Origin of the sequence: Rhodopirellula islandica (assembly GCF_001027925.1) — a bacterium.
Classification (GTDB): Bacteria; Planctomycetota; Planctomycetia; order Pirellulales; family Pirellulaceae; genus Rhodopirellula; species Rhodopirellula islandica.
The window spans coordinates 41939-63771 of record NZ_LECT01000007.1; the positions used below are offsets into that span (position 1 = coordinate 41939).

The 21833-nt window shown below is 57.1% G+C and carries 14 protein-coding genes; 4 read left to right on the top strand and 10 right to left on the bottom strand.

Annotated elements, in window-relative coordinates:
* Positions 1-113 precede the first annotated feature (113 nt).
* Positions 114-971 carry a dienelactone hydrolase family protein gene (locus RISK_RS03055; protein ID WP_047812791.1) on the top strand — a complete coding sequence of 286 codons (858 nt, stop codon included), beginning with the start codon at positions 114-116 and terminating at the stop codon, positions 969-971.
* Between the two features lie 213 nt (positions 972-1184).
* Here RISK_RS03055 and ylqF read toward each other — a convergent pair whose 3' ends face one another.
* From ylqF to RISK_RS03090, 6 genes are all read right to left on the bottom strand, one after another.
* A complete protein-coding gene (ylqF, locus tag RISK_RS03060) occupies positions 1185-2165 on the bottom strand; it encodes a ribosome biogenesis GTPase YlqF (RefSeq protein WP_047812792.1) in 981 nt (326 codons plus the stop codon).
* Between the two features lie 145 nt (positions 2166-2310).
* Positions 2311-3636 (bottom strand): L-fucose:H+ symporter permease, encoded by a 1326-nt coding sequence (gene fucP, locus RISK_RS03065; RefSeq protein ID WP_047812793.1) that lies wholly within the window; start codon positions 3634-3636, stop codon positions 2311-2313.
* Between the two features lie 228 nt (positions 3637-3864).
* Positions 3865-4929 (bottom strand): aldo/keto reductase, encoded by a 1065-nt coding sequence (locus tag RISK_RS03075; RefSeq protein ID WP_236695982.1) that lies wholly within the window; start codon positions 4927-4929, stop codon positions 3865-3867.
* Positions 4929-6548: an alpha-L-fucosidase gene (locus RISK_RS03080; RefSeq protein WP_047812795.1), complete on the bottom strand. Its 1620-nt coding sequence runs from the start codon at positions 6546-6548 to the stop codon at positions 4929-4931. Before RISK_RS03080 ends, RISK_RS03075 begins: the two co-directional genes overlap by 1 nt.
* A gap of 172 nt (positions 6549-6720) precedes the next feature.
* Entirely contained in the window at positions 6721-8133 is a 1413-nt protein-coding gene (locus RISK_RS03085; protein ID WP_047812796.1) for an alkaline phosphatase D family protein, read from the bottom strand.
* A 53-nt stretch (positions 8134-8186) separates the two neighbouring features.
* Positions 8187-9059 carry a ThuA domain-containing protein gene (locus RISK_RS03090; RefSeq protein WP_047812797.1) on the bottom strand — a complete coding sequence of 291 codons (873 nt, stop codon included), beginning with the start codon at positions 9057-9059 and terminating at the stop codon, positions 8187-8189.
* A gap of 122 nt (positions 9060-9181) precedes the next feature.
* Between RISK_RS03090 and RISK_RS03095 the strand changes: the two genes are divergently transcribed.
* Positions 9182-12559 (top strand): PVC-type heme-binding CxxCH protein, encoded by a 3378-nt coding sequence (locus tag RISK_RS03095; protein WP_047812798.1) that lies wholly within the window; start codon positions 9182-9184, stop codon positions 12557-12559.
* A 695-nt stretch (positions 12560-13254) separates the two neighbouring features.
* Here the strand turns inward: RISK_RS03095 and pnp are convergent.
* From pnp to RISK_RS03110, 3 genes are all read right to left on the bottom strand, one after another.
* Positions 13255-15522, bottom strand: coding sequence for a polyribonucleotide nucleotidyltransferase (pnp, locus tag RISK_RS03100; RefSeq protein ID WP_047812799.1), 2268 nt, complete (start codon positions 15520-15522; stop codon positions 13255-13257).
* A gap of 505 nt (positions 15523-16027) precedes the next feature.
* Positions 16028-16297 carry a 30S ribosomal protein S15 gene (gene rpsO, locus RISK_RS03105; RefSeq protein ID WP_007329975.1) on the bottom strand — a complete coding sequence of 90 codons (270 nt, stop codon included), beginning with the start codon at positions 16295-16297 and terminating at the stop codon, positions 16028-16030.
* 119 nt (positions 16298-16416) lie between these two features.
* On the bottom strand, positions 16417-17988 hold the full coding sequence (locus RISK_RS03110) for a hypothetical protein (RefSeq protein WP_047813006.1): 1572 nt from the start codon (positions 17986-17988) through the stop codon (positions 16417-16419).
* Positions 17989-18213: 225 nt separating this feature from the next.
* Here RISK_RS03110 and RISK_RS03115 point away from each other — a divergent pair, with 225 nt between their 5' ends.
* The gene (locus RISK_RS03115; protein WP_047812800.1) at positions 18214-18921 is read left to right on the top strand and encodes a PTS sugar transporter subunit IIA; all 708 of its coding nucleotides are present in this window, start codon (positions 18214-18216) and stop codon (positions 18919-18921) included.
* Positions 18902-19744 carry a hypothetical protein gene (locus tag RISK_RS03120; RefSeq protein ID WP_047812801.1) on the top strand — a complete coding sequence of 281 codons (843 nt, stop codon included), beginning with the start codon at positions 18902-18904 and terminating at the stop codon, positions 19742-19744. Before RISK_RS03115 ends, RISK_RS03120 begins: the two co-directional genes overlap by 20 nt.
* Before the next feature lie 151 nt (positions 19745-19895).
* Here the strand turns inward: RISK_RS03120 and RISK_RS03125 are convergent, their stop codons facing one another.
* The gene (locus tag RISK_RS03125; protein WP_236695983.1) at positions 19896-21650 is read right to left on the bottom strand and encodes a heterocycloanthracin/sonorensin family bacteriocin; all 1755 of its coding nucleotides are present in this window, start codon (positions 21648-21650) and stop codon (positions 19896-19898) included.
* Positions 21651-21833: the final 183 nt, after the last annotated feature.

Genomic DNA, 21833 nt, shown 5'->3' on the forward strand with positions numbered 1-21833 from the left:
TTAAAGCGACCAGGAACGGTTCGCCACACGTTCTGTTCGACGGGGTAGGTTTGGTTTTACAATCACAGGTGTCGTTTGATTTTCAAACCCACTGCACCTGTTGAGGAATTTCCATGCTGTTCCGACGTTGTGAAGCCAGTCCCCTTCGAGTCTCGTATTCGGCGTTGTTGTTCGCTGGAGTTCTGTTTGCCGGTTCGGTTGGGTCGGCTTCGGTCGTCAACGCAGAAGTGCAGACACAAACGATTGTTTACAACGACGGCGACGTGGTGCTGGAAGGGTTCCTGGCATTCGACACCAAGGTTCGTCCTGCGGGAACACAGTCTGACGCGGGGAAACCGGGCGTGTTGGTGGTCCATCAGTGGATGGGGCTGACGGATTATGAACGTCGGCGTTGCCGTCAGTTGGCTGAACTGGGCTACATCGCCTTTGCACTGGATATCTATGGCCGTGGCGATCGGCCGAAGGACACGACCGAGGCGGCTGAGTTTGCGGGCAAGTACAAAAGTGATCGAGAGCTTTACCGACGTCGCCTGAATTTGGGGTTGGACCAACTTCGCAAAGCGGACAACGTTGCCACAGATCAGTTGGCTGCGATTGGGTATTGCTTCGGCGGAACAGGAGCGATCGAACTGGCTCGCAGTGGCGCGGACGTCCAGGGCATCGTCAGTTTCCATGGAGGGTTGGATTCACCGACCCCAGAAGACGGCGGCAACATCCAAGCGAAAATTTTGGTCTGCCATGGCGCCGACGACCCCTTTGTTCCTGAGGCCGAAATCGAAGCCATGATCGCGGAGTTCAACGAACATGACGTCGATTGGCAGATGAACGTTTATGCCCACGCGGTCCACTCGTTCACGCAGCCAATGGCTGGCAACGACAACAGCAAAGGCGCGGCCTACAACGAAAAGGCTGACCTGCGTTCGTGGGACGCCATGCGGGTGTTCTTCCACGAACTGTTCGCGAAAAACTAGTGGTCTGTCAAAGTTAAAAGTTAGGGTTGTTCGTAGTGGACGAGGCGACGAGTCCTTGGTTTTGACGCCAGTTCAGGACTCGTCGCCTCGTCCACTACCCTAAAAACAAGTCCTCACAGACCACTAGCGAGTCGTCGCCAAACCATTTCGCTGGTTCTTGGTCGTGACACCAATCGGCGGAATGCTGGTCGAGCAATGATGTTTCGGCAGTGGTTACTGCCGGCGCTCTCGTCGTGAGGCATCCATTTCTCGCGACTTGCGTTGAGCTTTTTGCTTGGCTTTGAATCGTTTCTTGCGTTTTTCGTCTTTCAGGCGGGCGGCTTCTTCCGCTTCGGCCACCACTTTCTCTGTGAGGATTCGTTCTCGCTGCATTGTCGCAGGAGTTTCCAGCGTGAGTTGGCCCAGGCCTCCGGTTCGATACTCTTGGATCAAGATCCGCGACGCTCGTTCCAGGTCGACTCGGTTGTTCCGGCCCAGGCAGCCTCGCCGACGACCGATGTCTTCGATCACGGCCATCTCGGTTTCGGCAATGGATTCCAGGCCAAAACGTTGGGCCAGGCGATCAGGGTATTGATCCATCAAGTATCGGGCGGCGAAGAATCCCACATCGGTGTAGTCCATCGCGGTGTCTTTGATCGAACCGATCAGTGCCAACCGGTACCCACTGCTGACGTTGTGCACTTTGGGCCAGAGCATTCCGGGGGTGTCCCAGAGGATCACACCGTCGCCGATGTCGACTTTTTGTTGGTGCTGCGTGACGGCGGGTGTGTTGCCCGTTTTGGCGACTTTTCGACCCGCTAGAAAGTTGATGATCGTTGATTTGCCAACGTTTGGAATGCCCATCACCATCGCGTTGATTAGGCGTCCTTTGCGGTGGGGGCACATCCCGATCAAGGCGGATTTCAATCGCCGAATGGTGGGCACGTCATCGGTGGTGACCGCGCGAGCGCGGGTGGAGCTGGAGCTGTTCAGAGCGTCCAGCCACTCCTCGGTGAGACGCGGATCGGCCAAGTCCGATTTGGTCAGCACCTTCAAGCTGGCTTTGTCGCCGCGAAATTCGGCCAGCATTGGGTTTTCGCTCGAATAGGGAATCCGAGCGTCGATGATCTCCATCACCACGTCGACCTTGGGCAAAGCGGCCTGGATTTCCAGGCGAGCCTTGTGCATGTGGCCGGGGAACCATTGGATCGACATGATCAGCGTGTTTGGTGAGCGGGTTGGAGGAACGGCTGGCCAAGGGTGTCGAACGAGTCGATCTGCCCTGCCAGCTCATTTCCGAAAAGGTTGCCCCTCCAGTGTCACACACTGAGATGAAATTTTCTAACCCTGTTTGGCTGGTTCAAGCGGCCGAAATCTCGAGCGGGGCCTTGGCTTTGGCCGTGAACAAGCCGTAAATCGCTATCACGCCGAAGCAGACGAGGGGCAGAACAAACGACAAATTGAGTGACCATGTGTCGATCAAGTAGCCTTGCAGCGGCGGCATGATGGATCCGCCGGCGATCGCCATCACCAACCCGGCGGCACCCAATTTGGCATCATCGCCGACGCGGTCCAGGGCGATGCCGTAAATCGTTGGGAACATCAAGGACATGCAGCCCGAAACGCCGACCAAGGCCCAAAGTCCGGTTTGCCCACCGACAAGCATCACGGGAACCAGCAGCCCCATCGCACCGGTGGCCAACACCAACAGCAAGGCCCCGGGTTGGACATACTTCAGCAAGAACGTGCAGACAAATCGGGCCACAGCAAACAGCACCATGGAGTAGAGCGTGAACGACGAAGCGGACGCGGCTGCCTCTCCGGCGGACAACCCTTCAGCCATGTAAACCGCTTTGCCGTACTGTGCCGTGAAGGTCCAGCACATGATTTGGGCGCCAACGTAAAAGGCTTGGGCAATGACTCCGCCAACATAGCGTGAGTTCGCGAACAGCCGGCGGAGCGTTCCGACGATGTCCAGCGACGTGTCGGAATCTTGGTTGTGCGGCATCTTTTTGACCAGGATCAACACGAACATGGTCACGATGACCAAGCCAATCGCCACGTAGGGACCACGGACGATCGCCAGATCCGAGAACTTCATTGCATCAAACTGCTCGACGGGTAGCTTCGCTCGTTCGGGACCATCCAATGCATTGATATTGGAAAGGATGGCGTACTTGGCAGTCAGGATGCCAACGATGGATCCGAGTGGGTTGAAAGATTGAGCCAGATTCAAACGTTGGGTCGCCGTTGAGGCAGGGCCCATCGAAAGGATGTAGGGGTTCGCGCTGGTTTCAAGGAAACTCAAGCCGCATGTCATCACGAAGAACGCGATCAAAAATGGCATGAATTCACCCACGCTGGCCGCAGGAATGAACGCCAATCCGCCCAGGGCATACAATGCCAGGCCAACCAACAGGCCGGTTTTGTAGGAGAACTTTTTGATGAACAAAGCGGCGGGCAACGCCATGAAGCAGTAGCCGCCGTAAAACGCGAACTGCACAAAGGAGCTGGCAAAGTTACTCTGATTGAAAATGCGGCCGAACGCCTCCACCAGCGGGTTGGTAATGTCGTTTGCGAATCCCCACAGGGCGAAGCAAAACGTCGTCAGCACAAACGCGACCAGATAACTCTTGGGAACCACTTCAACTGAATTTTGCGATTCGGCGACGGTTGGTTCGGGCATGAGTTTTTTGAGCAGAAGTTGGAGGGACGATGAAAGCAACCGCCACGCCTCATTCAGAGGCGTGGGGTGAGTATCCGTTCGGCAATGAGTTCGTTTTGGCGGAGTGGCACCCGTTGCCTGGTGTTCCACAAAGGGTTCGCCGAAGGGAGCACGCCCATCCGCTAACCTTCCACAAGACAGAAAACGTTTCCCAAAAGGCGAGTGTCCAGCAAATGATAGCGGCTTGATTCACACAAAGGGGTACGAGACGTTGATCAATCCGTCGTGTTTCATCGATGCCCAGAATTCGGCAGGCGGTTGTGCCGATACGAGCCGAACATTCTGAGCGATCCGGTTGGGCTGGCTGCTGTTCAACGCGGTCGCAACCACACCCGGAGGTGACATGCCAAAGGCCACACAGGCTTCGGCCGGGGGAACATTGAATTGTTCGCAGTGCCTTTGGAATTGCCGCCGCCATTCGAGCAACTCTTGGTCTTCGGCGGTTTCTCCCGTGACCTTTCGGTAGTCGTAGTGGTTGCCACCGGTTAGGAATCCAGCATGGAAAACGGCTGAGTTGATCACGCTGATGCTCTGTCGCCGCAGCGTTTCAACGAAGTCCAGCAAGGGTTGCGGATGATTCCGAACGGTGAGGCTGGTCGCGAGCATGACCCAGTCCAAAGGGAAGTCACGGGTCAAGGCTTCGGAGACCTGCCAATCTTTCGAGCCCACCCCGATCGCCAGAACCTCACCGCGGTCACGCAATTCGCTGAGGGCTTGGTAGGCACCCAGAATGTCGTCCCAACGTCGTTTTCGATCGTCCTTGCTGGACGCCGCCGCCAAGTATTCATCCGGATCATGGACCGAGACCAACTGCGGGCGGTAGGGGGCCATCAGCTCGCAGCCTTGTTCCCAGCATCGCAGGATTCCGTTGTAGCTGATGTCTTGGACCGCATCGTGTTCCAGCCCGACCCATGCCCCCGGTTCAAAGGTTGGCTCCGGAGTTTTCAGGGGCACCCGGCGCCAGCCCAGTTTATTGCTGATCAGGATTTGTGCGGGTTTGACCTGCAGTGACCGCAAAGCATCGGCCATGCATTCCAATGCCAGTCCAGCACCGTATTTGCCGGCAGAGTCTGCCGCGACGATGCCCTCACAATGTTCAAACCATTCTGAAACGATCGACCGCTTGGTGTCGCGGTCGATTGCTTGGTAGAGGTTGCCCAACGCACTGGTGCCAAACACGATTGGCGGAAGCAGGTTGCCAATCGAGGCAGCATTCGCCTCTTCAGTTGGTTGAGACGCGGTCGACTCGGGCATCAGTGGGTGACCTTCAGGACGTAAGCAAATTTCGACGCTTTTTCCTGGGGAAGTGAAACGGTGACGCCCGATGCGTTGCGTTCCCATTCCAGTGGTTCTTCGGCCCCAAGCAAGACGATTGACGCGATCTCCTCTGGATAAAGTTCGCTGCCTGCGGCCAGTGTCTTGATTGTGACCTGGTTGCTGTCAGGCCACTTCAGGCCATGCACGTACAATGCGTTGTTGTTGGTGGTGAATCGCAAGTCTTCCGAGGTGAACGGTTTGTCTTTGGATTCCGACACGTGGCCTTCGGAGACCGAAGTTGGCCCTTCGCCAAACGTTTTCCAGTAGGTCGTTTCGTAGATGGCTTCGCCGTTGACCTTCAACCAATCGCCGATCGCTTTCAGGATGGCTTGATCCTCTTCTGGGATCGTGCCGTCGGCGCGGGGGCCAACATTCAACAACAAGCAACCATTCTTGCTGACGATGTCGACGAGGTCGTTCACCAAGCGCTCAGGTGTCTTGTAGCGTTGGTTTTGAGTGTAACCCCAGGAACTGGAACTGACGGCGGTGTCGGTTTGCCAAAACGGTTTGCGGATCTCGGCCATTTTCGAACGTTCTTTGTCCAGCACCGCAGCGGATTCGGGGAACGCATTGAATTTGTAGTTGATGATTCCAAGATCGGAGTCATCGCCGGAGGTTTTGTTGTAGTAGTAAGCCGCGAATTTCTGCAGGTGCTCGGCGTACGAATTGTTCTCGTGGGTTGAATCGCTGTGCTTGGGTGTGATGCCAAAGTCGAACCAGAAGACATCGGGTTGATACTTGTCCACCAATTCGCAAGATCGAGCGAGCCAGTCGTCTTTGAATTGCTTGTCCTGGGGTGTGAAGTTGTGCTGGTAGTCCCAGGCGTTGTCTTCGAACAAGAACGGCATCGGGCGACCGTAGAGGTCCGCGAACTTTGGATCAGCGTTGTCGAAGGATTCGTCACGGACGTAGAACATCCAGTTGAAGGCACGGTGGCTGCTAACGCCAAACTTCATGCCCTCCGCACGAACGGCTTCGGAGAGTTCTTGAATCACGTCGCGTTTGGGGCCCATTTCGGAGGCGTCCCAGCGAGTGAACGCACAGTCGTACATCGGGAACCCATCGTGATGTTCGGCAACCGGAATGACGTAGCGGGCTCCCGTGTCTTTGAAGAGTTGCGCCCATTCTTGCGCGTCAAACTTTTCCGCTTTGAATTGCGGGATGAAGTCCTTGTATCCAAACGTCTTTTGAGGACCGTAAGTGTCAACGTGATGCTGGAAGAAGTTGTCGCCACGGCGGTCGCGATTGATGTACATCTGGCGTGGGTACCATTCGCTGCCGTATGCAGGAACGCTGTAGGCACCCCAGTGGATGAAGATGCCGAATTTTGCATCCTTGTACCACTGTGGGATTTGGTACTTCTCCAGCGAATCCCAGTTCGCTTGGTAGGGGCCATCCGAGATGGTGGCGTGGATGGTTTCGAGCGCTGGGTCAACCTGGGGGTGAGGCAAGGTCGCTGGGTGAGGCTTGGTTGGGGCTTGTGCCAAGGCGGGTTGGAGCGTGGTCCACGCCAACATCGCCATCAAAACAATCCGGGATTTCATGCTGCTGCTCATCGCTTAGTGGGGTCGAAAGCGTCTTCAGGAGGCGTTTCTGTTCAGCTAGTTTCCACTGAGCCGGCCGGAATCCCATAGCCGAGTTTGTTTTTTAGATAGCTATTTTTAAACGGGTGCGATTGCACTGGGCCGCAGCAACTCGGGACTCGTTTGGGACGCTCATTGGTCGTGCTCAGGGGCGAGCTTCGTAGAGTCGCTGGCCTTCGTCGTTGTAGAATTCGATCAACAGGTTCTCGCCCGCGGTGACCGAAAGGAAGCCGCCGCTGGGTTCCGGGGAGAGGAATGGCTGCTCGATCAACGCTTCTGGATCGGTCCCTTTGGGCGATCCCGGTGGGACTCCCATTCGCGAGTTTTCGTCATTCAAGGCGCCGCAAGCAAATTCTTGGACACCCGAGGGATGGATGCTGTGGTACTGCCAATGACGATCGCCGCAGATCGTCATGAAGCGTTCGATTTTGTTGGTTTCCAACCACTCAAAGAACTCATTTGCTTCGTGCCGGAAGCCTTTCAGATTCGCGTGGTTGTCTTTTTTATAGGCGTCGTCCGGGCCGACCAATGGAGTCGGCGAAATCAACAGTTTCCATTTCGCATCGCTGGCCTTCAGTGTGTCCTGAAGCCATTGCTTTTGTTCTTCACCCCACAGTGTTTTCTTGGGACCGTCTTTCATGCGATTGAGCGAGCGGTAGTCACGGCCTTCTGTCAGCCAAATTTGAAGGTGCTGATTGACACGAAACGTTCGATAGGTCGGCGATTCTTGATCGCCGGCGGGGACAATTGGCAACTGCTCTCGAAAAACGTCGATGCCGGTTTGAGGAAGTGGCAGCCGATCTTTGCCATGGTCGGAATCGTTGAAGCGAAAGTCGTGATCGTCTTTGGACCAGTAGCCTGGGACCTCTTTTAAAAAGTCAATCAACCGCGGGAAGCGAAATTGCTCGTGCCAGCATTGCCGCAGTTCGGGCAACGTCTCGGCATTGCGATACGGGTTGTCGTAATAAACGATGTCGCCGGTGGCAACGAAGAAAGCGGGGGACTGTTCTCGCATTTGAACGAGCGCAGGGTAGCCCAATCGTTTGTCTTCGTCGGTGGCGGTCAGCGGACCTGAGGCTCGGGCTTGGTTTCCATGCAGGAACTTGTTGTAGTTCATGCAGCTGAAGACCAGGAACTGAATGGGGGCTTCGGAAACCTCGGAAGGAAGTGTTTGAAAATGACCGATCGGTTCCAGTGGCTGTTCGCCCTCCGGCGAGGAAGCGAGCACTCGGAAGTGGTAACGCGTTCCCGGCTTGAGCGAGGACACCTTGTGGCGAGCGATGAAGTCGTTGTCGCGATTGGCTGACAGAGGTTCGCTTGATTGCGACGATTCAAAGTTGGGGGAGGTGGACCATTCGAAACGAACCGTTCCCGTTTGACCGGGAAGGTCGCCGGTTTCGTCCAGTCCTTCCTGAGTTGTCAGGCGTGTTTGCAGCAACACGCTGGTCGACGTGACCTCCCCGGACATCACGCCTTGGCCTAAGAAGCGTTGCTGGGCTTGCACCGACAAGGAGCCGATGCCAAACGCGAGAAAGGTTAGAGCGAGACGTCGCAGCATCGTGTTGGCTCATCCAAGGAACGTCGGATTTTCAAACTCAACCATCGAGAAAGTCACTTCCCTGAGGCGGTGGCATCTTCCTCGAGTTGGCCAGCAGCCCAGAGGACGCCTCGTGAGACGAGGTCCATGTAGCGGGCATCGGCGACGGTTTCATTTTGGTGACCGAGCGATGTGCTGAAGATCCGGGTTTTGTTGGGACCGTATTCGTTGGTCCAAGCAACCACGGCGGTGGCTTCCTGCGGTTTCGCGTTGGGGTTCTTCTTCAATTGTTTCTTGTTGGGCTGCGTTTCTTGCACGCCTTGGATCAGTGCCGAGGCGCCGTCAAAGACGCGGATGTTGTTGTAGAGTTCTTCGTCGATCGTGGTCCAGTCTTCCATGCCGGCGGTGATGGGGTGTTGCTCGAGGTGTTTGATATCGATCGGAAATCGAGGGCCGTGACCGGTCGATTGAAGTCCGAGCATTTCGTACCAGCCAGCGTTGTCGGCACCGTCCTGAACGGGTTTGCGGAAGTCGTCCCAACGATAGCTGTGCATCGCGCAGTGAAGGTTCACTGCTGGAACGCCGTCGAGGTGTTGTTTCAGGATGCGACCGACGTAGGGTTTTTCAGTGACATCGGCGGAGCACTCGTCGTGAATCACCACGTCGTACCCATCGGCCCAGTCATCCGATTCGTAGATGTCGAACCGCGCGCGGGTGGTCGTGTTGTCACTGAGGACCACCGTCACCTTGGCATTGATTCGCTCTTCAATGCCTTCTTGGAGGATCTTGGTTTGGGTGGTGTAGTCGTGACAGCAACCGCCCGCGACGAGCAGCACCTGAAGCGGTTTCTTCTCGGACGGTTGAGTGGCTTCGTCTCCTTGAGAAACGCCCGCTGCGAACAGAGGCGACAAAAGGGCGGTCAAGGCGACAAGGATGAACTTTGGCATCGTGATCTGAGCTTGCGGTAGGGCGAGAGGTTGGAAGGTTTCTCATTGTAAACGACCATCCGATGATTTGGTTGGGGTATGGTGTTTTCTGCTGGAATCCGCCCCCTTGACTGTTCAATGCCATGAGCCCTTGTCGTCGCCGAAGAATCGAGCGTTCCACCCCAGTTCGAGAGTGGAGGAAGTTCCGAGCGGCCGTGTGGGGCATGATCGTTTGGGGCGTGTTGCTGAGTGGTTTTTTGACGGGGATGCACCCTGCCATCGGAGATGAGTTGGATCCGGTCTCGACTCCCCTGCAGGCTGTCCCGGTGGGCGCCATTGAGCCAGCGACTCGGGCGGAGGTGTACGGCGAAGGGGTGAGGTCGACGGAGCATCGCACACCACAAGAGGAGTTGGCGGGGTTTCATTTGCCGCCTGGTTTTGAGATTCGGCTGTTTGCGTCGGAGCCCCAGATCGCCAAACCACTGAACATGGCGTTTGGCTCCGACGGACGTCTGTGGGTGACAGACAGCGTCGCGTATCCCTACCCAGTCGCAACGAACGAGAAAGGTCCTGACTCAGTCAAAATCCTGGCAGACACCGACGCCGATGGAACCGCCGATTCGATCACGACCTTTGCCGATGGGTTGAATATTCCGATGGGGATCTTGCCGTACGGGGAGGGGTGTTTGTGCTTTAGCATTCCGAACCTCTGGTACCTCCGTGACACCGATGGTGACGGGAAGTGCGATGAACGAGAAGTCATTCTGGGGCCGTTTGATACATCACGCGACACGCACGGAATGATCAATTCTTTGCGGGATGGTGGTGATGGATGGATTTATGCCTGCCATGGTTTCAACAATCAAAGCCGTGTCGCGGGTGCAGACGGGCACGTTGTCACGATGCACTCGGGGAACACCTTTCGATTTCGCCCCGATGGAAGTCGGGTGGAATTGCACACGCGGGGTCAGGTCAATCCGTTTGGGATGACTCGCGATGAATGGGGCAATTGGTATTCGGCAGATTGTCATAGCAAACCCATCAGTCAATTGGTCGCCGGCGCTTGCTACCCGAGCTTTGGGAGGCCGGACGATGGGCTTGGGTTCTTGCCGCCAATGATGGATCACTTGCATGGCAGCACCGCGATTTCAGGTCTTCAGTACTTTCCGCCGGATTCGCCGATCGTACCTCTTCGAGGTCGCTTCCTGAGCGGCAACGTGATGACCTCACGACTGAATTGGAACGAACGCGAGTTCGTGGGTGCGACCGCGAAAGGCCGGGCTCTGCCCGATTTTTTAACCAGCGATGATCCTTGGTTTCGACCGGTGGACATTCAAGTCGACGAGGAAAACAACATTCACGTGGCTGATTTTTACAACAAGATCATCGGGCACTACGAGGTGCCGCTGGAGCATCCAGGACGTGATCGAACCAGCGGGCGGATCTGGCAAATTCGCTACACGGGCCAACGAACCAAGGGGCATGACTTGTTCAGTGATGAGCAGCAGCTGGTCTCGCAAATCCGGATGAGTTTGGAGCCCAATCGCAAGCGTCTATCGTTGGAAGAAGTCCGTGGGTACCTGACCCACAGCAATGCACACGTCGTGCGGATGGCAGCGGAGTGCATCGGCCGGCGGGGGGACGCTTCGGACGTGGTGCGTTTGATCGAAGCCTTGGCGGGAGTCCATCAAGCGGATTCTGTTGGACGGCAAACGATTCGCATTGCCGTTCGAGATTTGTTGCAGCGAACGCCCGAGGACGATTCGTTTTGGAAAGCAGTGCCCGATGCCGAAACCGCTTCGGTCATGCTGGGGATCAAGCGAAGCCAAGTGGTGGAGCCGATTTTGGCCTATCTGCAGGTGGCATCGCAGGAGGCTGACAAGCAGGCAGCCAAGGAAGCCCTGTTGAGTCATGCTGTGTCGTTGGCCGAGCCAACCCAGATGGAAGCATGTGTGGAATTGGCGAGGCACGTCGCCGGTGACAACACGGACCGGGCGTTTGAGTGGTTGCGGCTGATTCATGACGCAGGAGGATTTCAATCGGAGAACGTCCCGCCTTCCATTCGAACCTGGGCGTTGGGGTTGGTCGAGTCCGAGTGGAATGATTTGACGGCAACCGGCGACGTTTCTGTGGCTTGGTTTGGGACTGACGAACAGAGCTGGTCTCCTGAGTCGCGTTTGATTTCCGTGGCAAGTTCGAACGCGGAGCGTGATGAGTTTGCGGAGTTGATGAGCAGCTTTCCGCTTGGGGAGTCCTACACCGGAACTTTCGCAAGCGATTGGTTTGCAGCGCCGGAGCAGATTGAATTCTGGTTGGCGGGCCACAACGCTCCTCCAGGCCAGCCCAACCCTGGGCAGAACTTGGTTCGGCTTCGTTCCGCCAAGACCGGTGAAGTGTTGAAGCAGGTTTTACCACCTCGGTCGGACGTTGCTCGGCGAGTCGTTTGGGACACCCGCGAGTTGGCAGAGCGAACGATTCGCATCGAAGTGGTCGACGGTGACTCGGGGACCGCTTATGCCTGGTTGGCGACTGGAGGATTCAGTCCCGAGCGGATTGGTCCTTCGGAGTCAGCCACCAAGTGGATGCGAATTCTCGGGTGGGTGGAGCGTCTGAAACTGAGCGAACTCAAGGGGGACCTGAAGCAAGTCTTGTTGGACAGACGCCACGGTGTGCTGACGAGATTGCGAGTCGCCAACACGCTCGCGAAATTGAACGGGGAGGCTGGTGTTGGAACACTGGCTGAATTTGTGGCGACCGAGTTGGTGCAGGTGGAGTTGGCCGAGTCGCTGGTGGAGACCGTTTTGAGCAAGCAATGGGATGCGACGGAATCGCTGGGAAAGTTAGGGCCGCATCTGAACGCATCGCAGCAACGCCAGTTGGTTCTGGATTGGATTGGAAACGGTGGCGAGATGGATCCACTGTTTTCCGCCATGGAATCGGGGGCCTTCGCCGCAGTCGTCTTGGTCGATCCGGATGTTCAGCAAGCGATTGGGCCGCGGTTGAATGAAAGCTTGCAAGGCAAGCTGGAAGAGCTGACGGAAGGGATCGTGTTTGATGCAGGGAGAACGGAGAAGCTGAACGTGTTGCTGGCGTCCGTGCGCGAACTGGAAGGCGATGTGGCGAGAGGGAAAGCTGTGTTCACGAAGCAGTGCCAGACGTGTCATCAACTGCACGGCGAAGGGATGTTGGTCGGGCCTCAGTTGGACGGAGCGATCACGCGAAGTGTGGAGCGTTTGATGGAAGACGTGGTGCTTCCGGATCGGAACATTGATCAAGCGTTCCGAACGCAGAGTTTGTTGCTGGATGACGGCCGTGTGTTGGTCGGATTGGTGGCCAGTGAAGATGACGAGGTCATCCGGCTGACCACGTCGGATGGAAAGACTCAGGAGGTGCCGGTCGACCGTGTGGAGATCCAGCAGGTGTCGCAGCGATCGTTGATGCCCAACAACTTTTTAGAGCTGATGACTGAGCGTGAGTTGGTGGATTTGATGGCGTACTTGAAGTCATCGCCCGGGCATTGAGAGAACCTTTTCGCATCGGTTTAGGCATCGCGGAACGCGTGCTCGGTCCTCTCTGAAGGAGAGGGCGAAACGATTTTTGACTCCGCTTTTCGGCGGATTTCCACAGGTCGCACCTCTCCCGAAACGAAGTTTGGGGAGAGCGATATACCAGGTCGAGCGACGCCGTTCAGGCGTACGCGCGGGTGAAGGACGGGCATGGGACGCGGCGTGAATTGCCCTCCCCCGGAAAGCTCGCTGAACGCTCGCTTTCCGACCCCTCCCGTTTTCAACGGGCGTGCAGTTTTCTGGTGCTGGGTTTTGGCGGGTTTCTGCAGCAACCACCCATCACAACCCGACGCGTGAGCGAGGGACGCCCCCAACTCCCACGACGGCCCCATCCGGGGCGATCCCCAGACGCCCGCCACCATTTATTTTTCGAACGTCCCAAGGGAGGGTGATAATAAACGCTTGGCGACACGGTACTTCAAAACTGCACGACCTCTTCAACGGGCGAGGTGTGCAAGACTTGACGAGCACAGCCCTTCAAAACTGCACGACCTCTGCGTGTGGGTAGGCGTGGTTTGGGGTGGCGGCGACTCGCTGGGGCGCGGGCGATGTGGTGGAGTACGAGTTCAGGCCTGCGCATGAAAAACCCCGGCATCGAATTCGATGCCGGGGTTTGAGATTCATTGAGTGAGACTTCGCGAGCGAAGTGATCAGTCGCGTCCGCCGCCGCTTCGACGTGGGCCGCGTCCGCGACCTCCGCCTCCACCGCTTCCGCCACTTCCACTGCTGCTGCCGCGTCGACGACGTGGGCGATCTTCTCCGTCGCCGCCACCTTCTCCGTCGCCGCCGCCTTCACCTTCAGTGGCCAAGGGATCTTCTTCGCCCAGCTCTTCGAGAGCTTTGCGACGGCTGAGCTTCACGCGATCGTGCTCGTCGACATCGATGACCAGGACCTTCATGGCATCGCCGACGGCGATCACTTGATCCAGGCTGCTGATGTATCCGCCACTCATTTCGCTGATGTGAACAAGTCCATCGCGACCGGGAAGGATTTCAACGAACGCACCGAACTCTTTGATGCTGCTGACGGTTCCGTCGTAGATCTTGCCGATCTGAACGGTGGCCGTGCAGGCTTCGACTTGACGCATGGCTTCTTGCGCCGATTCTTTGTTGCTGCTGGCGACCAAGACGGTGCCTTCATCATCGACTTCGATGACCGCACCGGTGGACTCTTGGATTCCACGGATGTTTTTGCCGCCAGGGCCGATCAAAGCACCGATCTTGTCGGGCGAGATCTTGGTGCGAAGCAAGCGTGGTGCGGTTGGCGAGATTTCGCGACGAGGACGCGGAATGGTCGTCAACATTTTCTTCAGGATTTCGATCCGAGCTTCACGCGATTGTTTCAGCGTGGCGCGGATGATGTCGTTGGTGACTCCTGTGACTTTCAGGTCCAACTGAATGCCGGTGATCCCGTTTTGGGTACCAGCGATCTTGAAGTCCATGTCGCCGAAGTGATCTTCGGTTCCGAGGATGTCGGTGATCAAGCACCAGTTGTCAGGGCCGTCTTGGACCAAGCCGACTGAGATCCCAGCGACAGGGTTGCTGATTGGCACACCGGAAGCCATCAGGCCGAGGGTCGCACCGCAAACGGAAGCCATCGAGGAGCTGCCGTTGGATTCAGTGATGTCACTGATCACGCGAATCGTGTAGGGGAAGTCATCGGCGGAAGGAAGCACTGGAGACACGCTTCGTTCAGCCAAGCAACCGTGTCCGATTTCGCGACGTCCAGGACCACGGATTGGGCGGCATTCGCCAACCGAGTACGAAGGGAAGTTGTAGTCCAGCATGAACTTCTTGCTGAACTCATCTTGCAGACCATCGACGCGTTGTTCGTCGCGGCTGGTTCCCAAAGCGATCGTGATCAGGGCTTGGGTTTCGCCGCGTTGGAACAGAGCCGAACCGTGAACGCGTGGCAACAAGTCCGTTTCGCAGTGGATTGCGCGAAGCGAGTTGTGGTCGCGACCATCGGGTCGGGTGCCAGCGAGGATCAGGTCACGAACGACCTTTTCTTCGAGGTCGTGCCAGACCGATTTGAAGCGGTTGCTGCAAACGGCGTCCGAAGCGTTGGGATCAGGAATGACGTCTGCCATGGCCCGATCACGAACGGTACGAACGGCTTCGGCGCGAGCCTGCTTGCCCGATGTTTGCTGGGCAGCTTTGAAGTCGTTGTAGTAGGTGTCGGTCAGACGTTGGAGCAACCCATCGTCTTCGGGAGCTTGGTAAGGAGTCTTTTCTGGGTTGACCTTTTGGTACAGCTCTTCCTGCAGGTCGATGACTTCGCGGATGACATCGTGAGCGAATCCAATCGCTTCCATCATCTCGTCTTCAGGCATTTCGTTGGCGAAGCCTTCGATCATGGCAACCATGTCACGGCTGCCGCTGACGATCATGTCCAACTCGCTTTGTTCGAGTTGATCAGCGGTTGGGAAGGCGACCAATTTGCCGTCGACCTTGCCAACACGAACGCTGCCCAGAGGGCCTTTGAATGGCAGGGGGCTGATGTGCAGAGCGGTGGCTCCACCGATCATGGCCAACACGTCGCCATCGTTTTGCAAGTCGCTGGCGATCACGCAAGCTTGGACTTGAACTTCATCTTTGTAGCCTTCGGGCCACAGGGGGCGGATCGGGCGATCCATCAAACGCGAGCTGAGGATCTCTTTGGTGCTTGGACGGCCTTCGCGTTTCAGGAAGCCACCCGGGAATTTACCAGCCGCAGCCAAACGCTCGCGGTAGTCACACATCAAAGGGAAGAAATCGATTCCCGGACGCGGCGTGCCCGATGCGGCTGCAACCAGCACAACGGTTTCGCCATATTGAACCAGCACACTGCCGGCGGCTTGTTTGGCGATGTGCCCTGTCTCGAACGACAGTACCGAATCACCAATTTTTCGCTCCACGCGAACTTTTTGAACACTCACAACAACAACCTCTTTTCCTGCACTTACACAACAAACAACAATTGGAACGGCTTTTCTGCAGCCGGCCCGTTTTGCATCCCTGGCCAACAAGGCCTCGTCAGCCACAACGGCTGATGGGAAAGTGTGGTGACCCGGTCACCACAGAACAAAATGAAGAACCTCAAGTTGGTCGAACGACCTTTGGGGTTCGTGACAATCAAACATGGGCTTGGCTTGATTGAATCGCAATGGCGACCCGGAGGTGCCACAAGGGAACTGCTTTGACGAGGCGACAAGATGCAGCCGGACCGGCTGCCAATACAGGGACGCGTCAAAGTAGAGCCAGCGAAACGGCGATCGCGTTCGCTGATTTGGAAGGGGGGATTGAAATCCAAAGAAAGGATCTTCCCGAATGCGTTGTTGAGTCGCAGTCTAGCTACGACTCCACCCCGCCCCGGGACCAAAGAGCCCGGGGGGACGCACGCCACGTGGCCGCGGCCACGCCGTCGACCACCCGGTCACACAATTATTTGCGGATACCAAGTTTTCCGATGATATCCAAGTAACGTTGAGGGTCTTGCCCACGAACGTAATCCAACAGACGGCGACGTCGGCTCACCAAACCAAGCAAACCACGACGCGAGGCATAATCCTTGCGGTGAGTTCGCATGTGTTCGGTCAATCCGTTGATTCGTTCCGTCAAAATCGCGATCTGCACTTCAGGAGAACCAGTGTCTCCAGCCGCGGCGCCGTGCTCGCTGATTACTTCTTCTTTCCGTTCTTTCGAAATCGTCATACCGACTGATGCTTTCCTGATCGTTTGTGATCGCGGTGGACCAATGTTTCTGAATCGCAGGAGTTTAGCGTGCCCCCCTGCGAACGCAACGTCAAATTCGCTGCCGTGGGAAAATCGGCTCAGTAGCCGATTCCAGCTCGTAGGATAAACGCTTCATCCAGGCCTGTGTTGCCCAAGACCGATTGTTCGTAGAGCAATTCTCGATCAAAGGAGATGCCCGCCTCGATGAAACCGGAGCGTTGGCCGGTTTGCAGCAATTGCGAGTTTCCCCACTCGAACCCGAACATCGCGTTGATCTGGTTGATATCGACTCGTTCGCCATCCGAAGCGAGCGCAGTATCGCTGAGCGTCCAAGAATCGCCGCCGTATTCTCCGGCCAAGTACCACCAAACGTCACGGGTGCCGATCGTTCGCCAGTATTTTGCGAGTTTGGGTTCAGGGAAGTAGATGTCAAATCGAGTGTACGGATTGGGTTGCCACAGCAGTCCCCCCGCGGGAAGGAGTTTTGTGTCGAGACGGTCCAGGTAGTACACGCCACCCTTGAGTGTCGAGGTTGGAGTCAAGCGAAACGAGGCCAACGCCTTTCCCAAAACACGGATGCTGTCGCTGTTGAAGGTGTCAAAATCGGTGTACGCCCCCACTCGCACGCCCAGTTCGGCACCGACGATCTGATTGGGATCGGTTTGCCAGCCAAAGTCGAGGGAAGCGGCGTAGGCACTGCTCGGCAACATTCGGGTCGGGGCACTCGCGGGAGTGGCGGGGCCATCGAACAAATACAGCGAGAAGGAGGGGACGACGAACAACGGCCGTGTGCTGAACAGAAAATTGGGCCAAGCGAATCCAATCGAGGCGTCGGTTTGGTTGTAACCCACTTCGGTGGGACCGTCGCCACCGCCAATGTATGTGTGGCGAAGGCGGGGCCCATTGAGCATTTGGTAGGCACTGATGGCTTCCGGGGAACTGAAGCCGCCCGGGAACAGACTCGAGGGGGATCCTGAGAAACCACCGGGAAACAGGGTCGAGGGAGATCCGGAGGGGTACGCGGCGGATGGATAAGGATTGAGACTTGGTGGCGCGAGTGCGGAGTTCGGGGAGACGGTTCCGCCCGCGTAGGGCATTCCGGTTCCAGGATAGGTTGGTGCGGCACCGGAGTAGATCGATCCGGCGTCGTAGGGAACCGCGGTCCCACCGCCATATCCCGTTGCGAATCCACTGCCTTGGTAGGCGGCGCCCTGGTAGGGAGCCGTGGTGGAACCCCCGCTGAACATGCTGCCGGAGAACAATCCGTTGAGCAGGCCACCGTTGGGATAGGCGGCGTTTCCGGTGGTTGAAGTCAGTGGAACAGGGGCTCCCAGCGGAGTGGTCCCCGGAGGAGCCGTGGGGGTGTACTGAGGAACCGCGAAGGAATTGGGGGCGGAGGCCGCCGAGGCGTAAGGATCGAACAGCGAGCCTGAAACTGGCGCCGTGTTGGGTGGCGGTGGGGTCGCGAAATTGGGGCTGGCATAGATCGAACTGCCGTAGCCGCCACTGGCCGCTGGAGGGGTGGTGCCGGTTTGACCGTACGGCGAGGTGCCGATGGCGGGCGATTGAATCGGAGCGAGATTGGTTTGTGGGGTTTCGCCGTAGTTGGTTTGCGCGATCGAAGGCGCCGAATCCACCACGACCACGACGCATCCCAACGAAGCCGCCATCAAGGTGAGGACGATTCGAGAGAATCCTCCTATGATGACGCCCGCCTGCGGAGCGACGAAGTGGTGAAAATGGTTCGCCAAAGGGATGCACTTTGAATTCGGCGGGCGCGGTCGAAACAACTACTTGAGTCGATTTAGCGATTTCCACGAACTTTCGTCAAGATAAATCTGAGCGGCAGTTGGCTCGTTTGATCAACAATTCATTGGAAAGAGGGAAGCACAGCGATGGAAGATTTAGACATTTCACAATTGGCTCGGTACCTGCACATCACTCCGGACCAAGTGATCAAGATGGTTTCGCGAGGAACCTTGCCGGGCCGGCGGGTCGGAGGGGAATGGAAATTCAACGAAGCCGAGATTCATCATTGGCTGGAAGAACGCATTGGATTGAGTGACCAAGGCGAGCTGGATCAGGTCCGTGCGGTGCTGCATCGGCAGTCGGAGGCGCCTCCTCACTCGTTGGCGGAGATCTGCCCGGTTGAGTTGGTTGCCAACCCGTTCGTGGCCAGGACTCGCGGCAGTGTGATTCGCAACATGTGCGAACTTGCCAGCCGGACCGGGATGCTGTGGGATGCGCCGGCGATGGCCGAAGCGGTCGCGACTCGCGAAAAATTGCATCCGACGGCGCTGGATTGCGGTGTTGCTTTGCTTCACCCTCGCCGCCCGCAAACGTCGATTTTGGCCGAGTCCGTGTTGGCGATGGGAATCTGTCCAACGCCGGTCGCGTTCTCGGACACCGGGCAGCTGACGGACATTTTCTTTTTGATCTGCTCTTATGACGACAGTTCGCACCTGCGTATTTTGGCTAAATTGAGCCGAATTGTCTCCGATGAATCCTTCTTGGAAGGCGTGCGTGCAAGTGACACGCCTGCGGACGCTTGGGCAATCTTGAACGAAGCCGAGATGTCACTCGATGAGAATCACACCTTCTGAGTTGGACGAATCCGTCCCACGGTCGGGGCAACACAATGCTTCGGCGACGATTGCTGCTCCATGCATCGTCGCTTGGGTGGGCAGGTCATCGGATCCGTTGGCGCAGCACGCCAAGGCTTTGTGCGAGCAGAACGCGGACGCCGTTGCCACTTGTCCAGACGTTGCGTCACTGATTGAATCGCCTCCGCGACTTCCGCTGACTCACGTTTTGTTGGCTCAAACCGACCGCTCGCATCCGATTGAAGCGGAACAACTCCGCGAGTTGCAGCGCGTCGCTCCGAACGCGAGCGTGGTGCGCTGGTTGGGGCCGCTGGTGGCTCCTTCCGTGGGCTTGCCCGGGCAACAGGGATGGATTGAAACCATCAGTTGGCGAGACAGTTTGCAAACACTTCCGGTGTGGTTGAACCGCTCGCGTGCAGAACATGAATCTCGGGCGGGGTCCCATTCAACGCCAACACGGCCCGCACAAGGCTTGGTCATTGTTTCCAGGTCTTGGGCGACCGCAGACGCGATCTTTGACGCGATGGAATCGATCGCGGGCGAGCGTGACCAGCCGGTTCCAGTGATGACGTGGCGTCGTGATCGACTGACGCGAGCCGATCGGCTTGCTTCCGCGCATGTGGTTTGGGATGACTCGGTTTGGCGGCCTGCCGATCCGAAGCCCTTTCAGGTGCCAGAGGATTTGTCGGGGCGAAGTTACCGGCACATTTGGATGACTGGGATGGCGACTCCCGCTCAGATCCACGCCGCACGGCGGTCCGGTGTGTCGGCGGTTTGGAACAAGCCGACTCGTCGTGAGTCGCTGGAGTCTTTGTTGGCTTGAGCTGTCCGCGGGGCATTGGCGGATTCTTGACGGTGCTGGTTCTGGGATGACGCAGGCTGCTTTGTAAGTCGAAGAGGCTGCGGTGCATGAAAAAACCCGCCCACGAAAATCGCAGGCGGGCTTTGTGTGCCAATTGGAGTGGCGAAGCGAACTAGCAACCGGTGCAAGGCGATGCGCTGACCGTGGCGCCACAGCTTCCGCAACCGCTGCCAATCGACGGTGCCGATTGATAGTGGATGGGGGTGCTGCATCCGCTCGCTCCGTTGCCACCCATGATGACCGATGGTCCCACGTTGATGGCTGATCCGGAGTGATAACCACCGACGGTGGCTGATTCGGCACAAGGCGTGAAGGATTCTTCGACCAAGGTCGGAACCATCTTGCAGACTTGGACCTTCTTTTCCTGGGTCACGGTGACGGGAACACTGACGGTGTATTCTTCGATCACTTGTTCAGCGACTTGGTCGTAACGAGTGGTCGAGTAAGGTTCGACGGTGTATTCCGGAACGTTGTAAGTGAAGCTGACTTCCTTGGTGCGTTCTTCGGTTTTGTAGGTGACGTAGGGAATCGTTTCGGTTTTGGTGACCGAGGTGTAAGTCAATTGCTTACGAATGCGAGTCCGGGTTTCGTCGTTGTACTGGACTTCTTTGCGAGTGCGAGTGCGAGCTTCGTCGACGTACTGCACAACTTGTTTGGTACCAGTCCGAGTTTCGGGTTGGTAGACGATTGTCGTGCACTCGTAAGGAACTTCGGTCGCTTGTTGTTCGTAAACGGTGTAGTTCACGATTTGCGATTCGGTGGTGCTGGTCGTGACAGGAACTTCTTCCGTCACAACGTTGGGAACCCAAACGCGTTTGGTGATGGTGCTGGTCGTCGATCCACAGGCGGTGGATGCAGGCGACGAGTAGGAAACCCCGCCACCGCAACCGGCGAGGACTTGCCCGCAGCCGTTGCCGCAGCCGCCACATTTGGAAACGCAACCGCCGCACGAGCGGCATCCGCTGCAACGGCGTCCGCACGATCCGCCGCAAGCGGAGGAGACCGACGAAGTCGAACCGCAACCGCCGACGTAAGTGACGTTGGTCGCAACCGGTGCTGCGGCGACTTCAACGACCTGTTGTTCCCAGTGACCGTAGTCCTTGGTGACGGTTTGCATGGTGGTCTTTGGAACCGCCACTTCGATGGTGCGGCTCTTGGTGACTGGCACAGCGTTGACAACGGTGCGAGTCTTTTGAGTCGTCACGGCTTGAGGCACGTTGACCGTGTAGGTGAAGGTTTCGTCGACCAACTTAGGAACCTTGACGGTGTACGTTTCTGGAACGTCGACCAGGGTTGGCACGCGAACGGTGTACTCTTCAGGGATTTCGGACCACTGAGGAACCGACTCCGTGACTTCGACTTGTTTCTCTTCTTTCACGGGAACCAAGACGGAGTAAGTGATCGTCTTGGTGTCCGTCTTGGGAACGTTGACGACTGTCGTGCGATACTTTTCTTCCGTCACGGGAACCGTCTTGTAAACGGTTTTGGTGCGGAAGCGAGTTTCGGGTTGGTTTTCGGTCACGTTGACCATGCGTGATTCGGTCACGTAGGTCGGTTTCATGACCACGCGATAACCGACCACTGGTTCGCAGATGGTTTCGCGAAGAGGGGCCGAGGAGGTGACGACTGAACCGCCCATCACCGATGCGCCGCTGCTGTAAACAACGCCGGTTGAATACGTGTGGCTCGGGACGACATAGCCTTGGCCGCAACCAACCGCGCCGCCGCAACCGCTGCTGACAACGGGAGCCGATGCACCGCACGGATCGGAGCATCCGCCGCATGGCACGCATTGGGCCATGGTGGTGGCAACCATGGAAGCGAAACAGGTCGCGACGATGGCTGCGAAAGTGGATCCAAACTTCACTGGAGAATTCCTCAAAGAGTCTTAAACAACGATGGATACGAATGCCAATCGAGGTCCGACGGCACACGGGAAGGGGTGATTTGATACTCTGGGACGAGCCCGGAGAGTGTTCCTTTGTCCATCTCCTGCGGGTGGTTGTCGCAGCGTCGATGGGGGCATGTCCTTGTTCCGATGCAACAGATT

What these genes read in the sequence shown, in the direction of transcription:
- RISK_RS03055 (WP_047812791.1), top strand. Translation starts at nt 114, where the DNA reads ATGCTGTTCCGACGTTGTGAAGCCAGTCCCCTTCGAGTCTCGTATTCG.
- ylqF (WP_047812792.1), bottom strand. Translation starts at nt 2,165, where the DNA reads ATGTCGATCCAATGGTTCCCCGGCCACATGCACAAGGCTCGCCTGGAA.
- fucP (WP_047812793.1), bottom strand. Translation starts at nt 3,636, where the DNA reads ATGCCCGAACCAACCGTCGCCGAATCGCAAAATTCAGTTGAAGTGGTT.
- RISK_RS03075 (WP_236695982.1), bottom strand. Translation starts at nt 4,929, where the DNA reads ATGCCCGAGTCGACCGCGTCTCAACCAACTGAAGAGGCGAATGCTGCC.
- RISK_RS03080 (WP_047812795.1), bottom strand. Translation starts at nt 6,548, where the DNA reads ATGAGCAGCAGCATGAAATCCCGGATTGTTTTGATGGCGATGTTGGCG.
- RISK_RS03085 (WP_047812796.1), bottom strand. Translation starts at nt 8,133, where the DNA reads ATGCTGCGACGTCTCGCTCTAACCTTTCTCGCGTTTGGCATCGGCTCC.
- RISK_RS03090 (WP_047812797.1), bottom strand. Translation starts at nt 9,059, where the DNA reads ATGCCAAAGTTCATCCTTGTCGCCTTGACCGCCCTTTTGTCGCCTCTG.
- RISK_RS03095 (WP_047812798.1), top strand. Translation starts at nt 9,182, where the DNA reads ATGAGCCCTTGTCGTCGCCGAAGAATCGAGCGTTCCACCCCAGTTCGA.
- rpsO (WP_007329975.1), bottom strand. Translation starts at nt 16,297, where the DNA reads ATGACGATTTCGAAAGAACGGAAAGAAGAAGTAATCAGCGAGCACGGC.
- RISK_RS03110 (WP_047813006.1), bottom strand. Translation starts at nt 17,988, where the DNA reads ATGGCGGCTTCGTTGGGATGCGTCGTGGTCGTGGTGGATTCGGCGCCT.
- RISK_RS03115 (WP_047812800.1), top strand. Translation starts at nt 18,214, where the DNA reads ATGGAAGATTTAGACATTTCACAATTGGCTCGGTACCTGCACATCACT.
- RISK_RS03120 (WP_047812801.1), top strand. Translation starts at nt 18,902, where the DNA reads ATGAGAATCACACCTTCTGAGTTGGACGAATCCGTCCCACGGTCGGGG.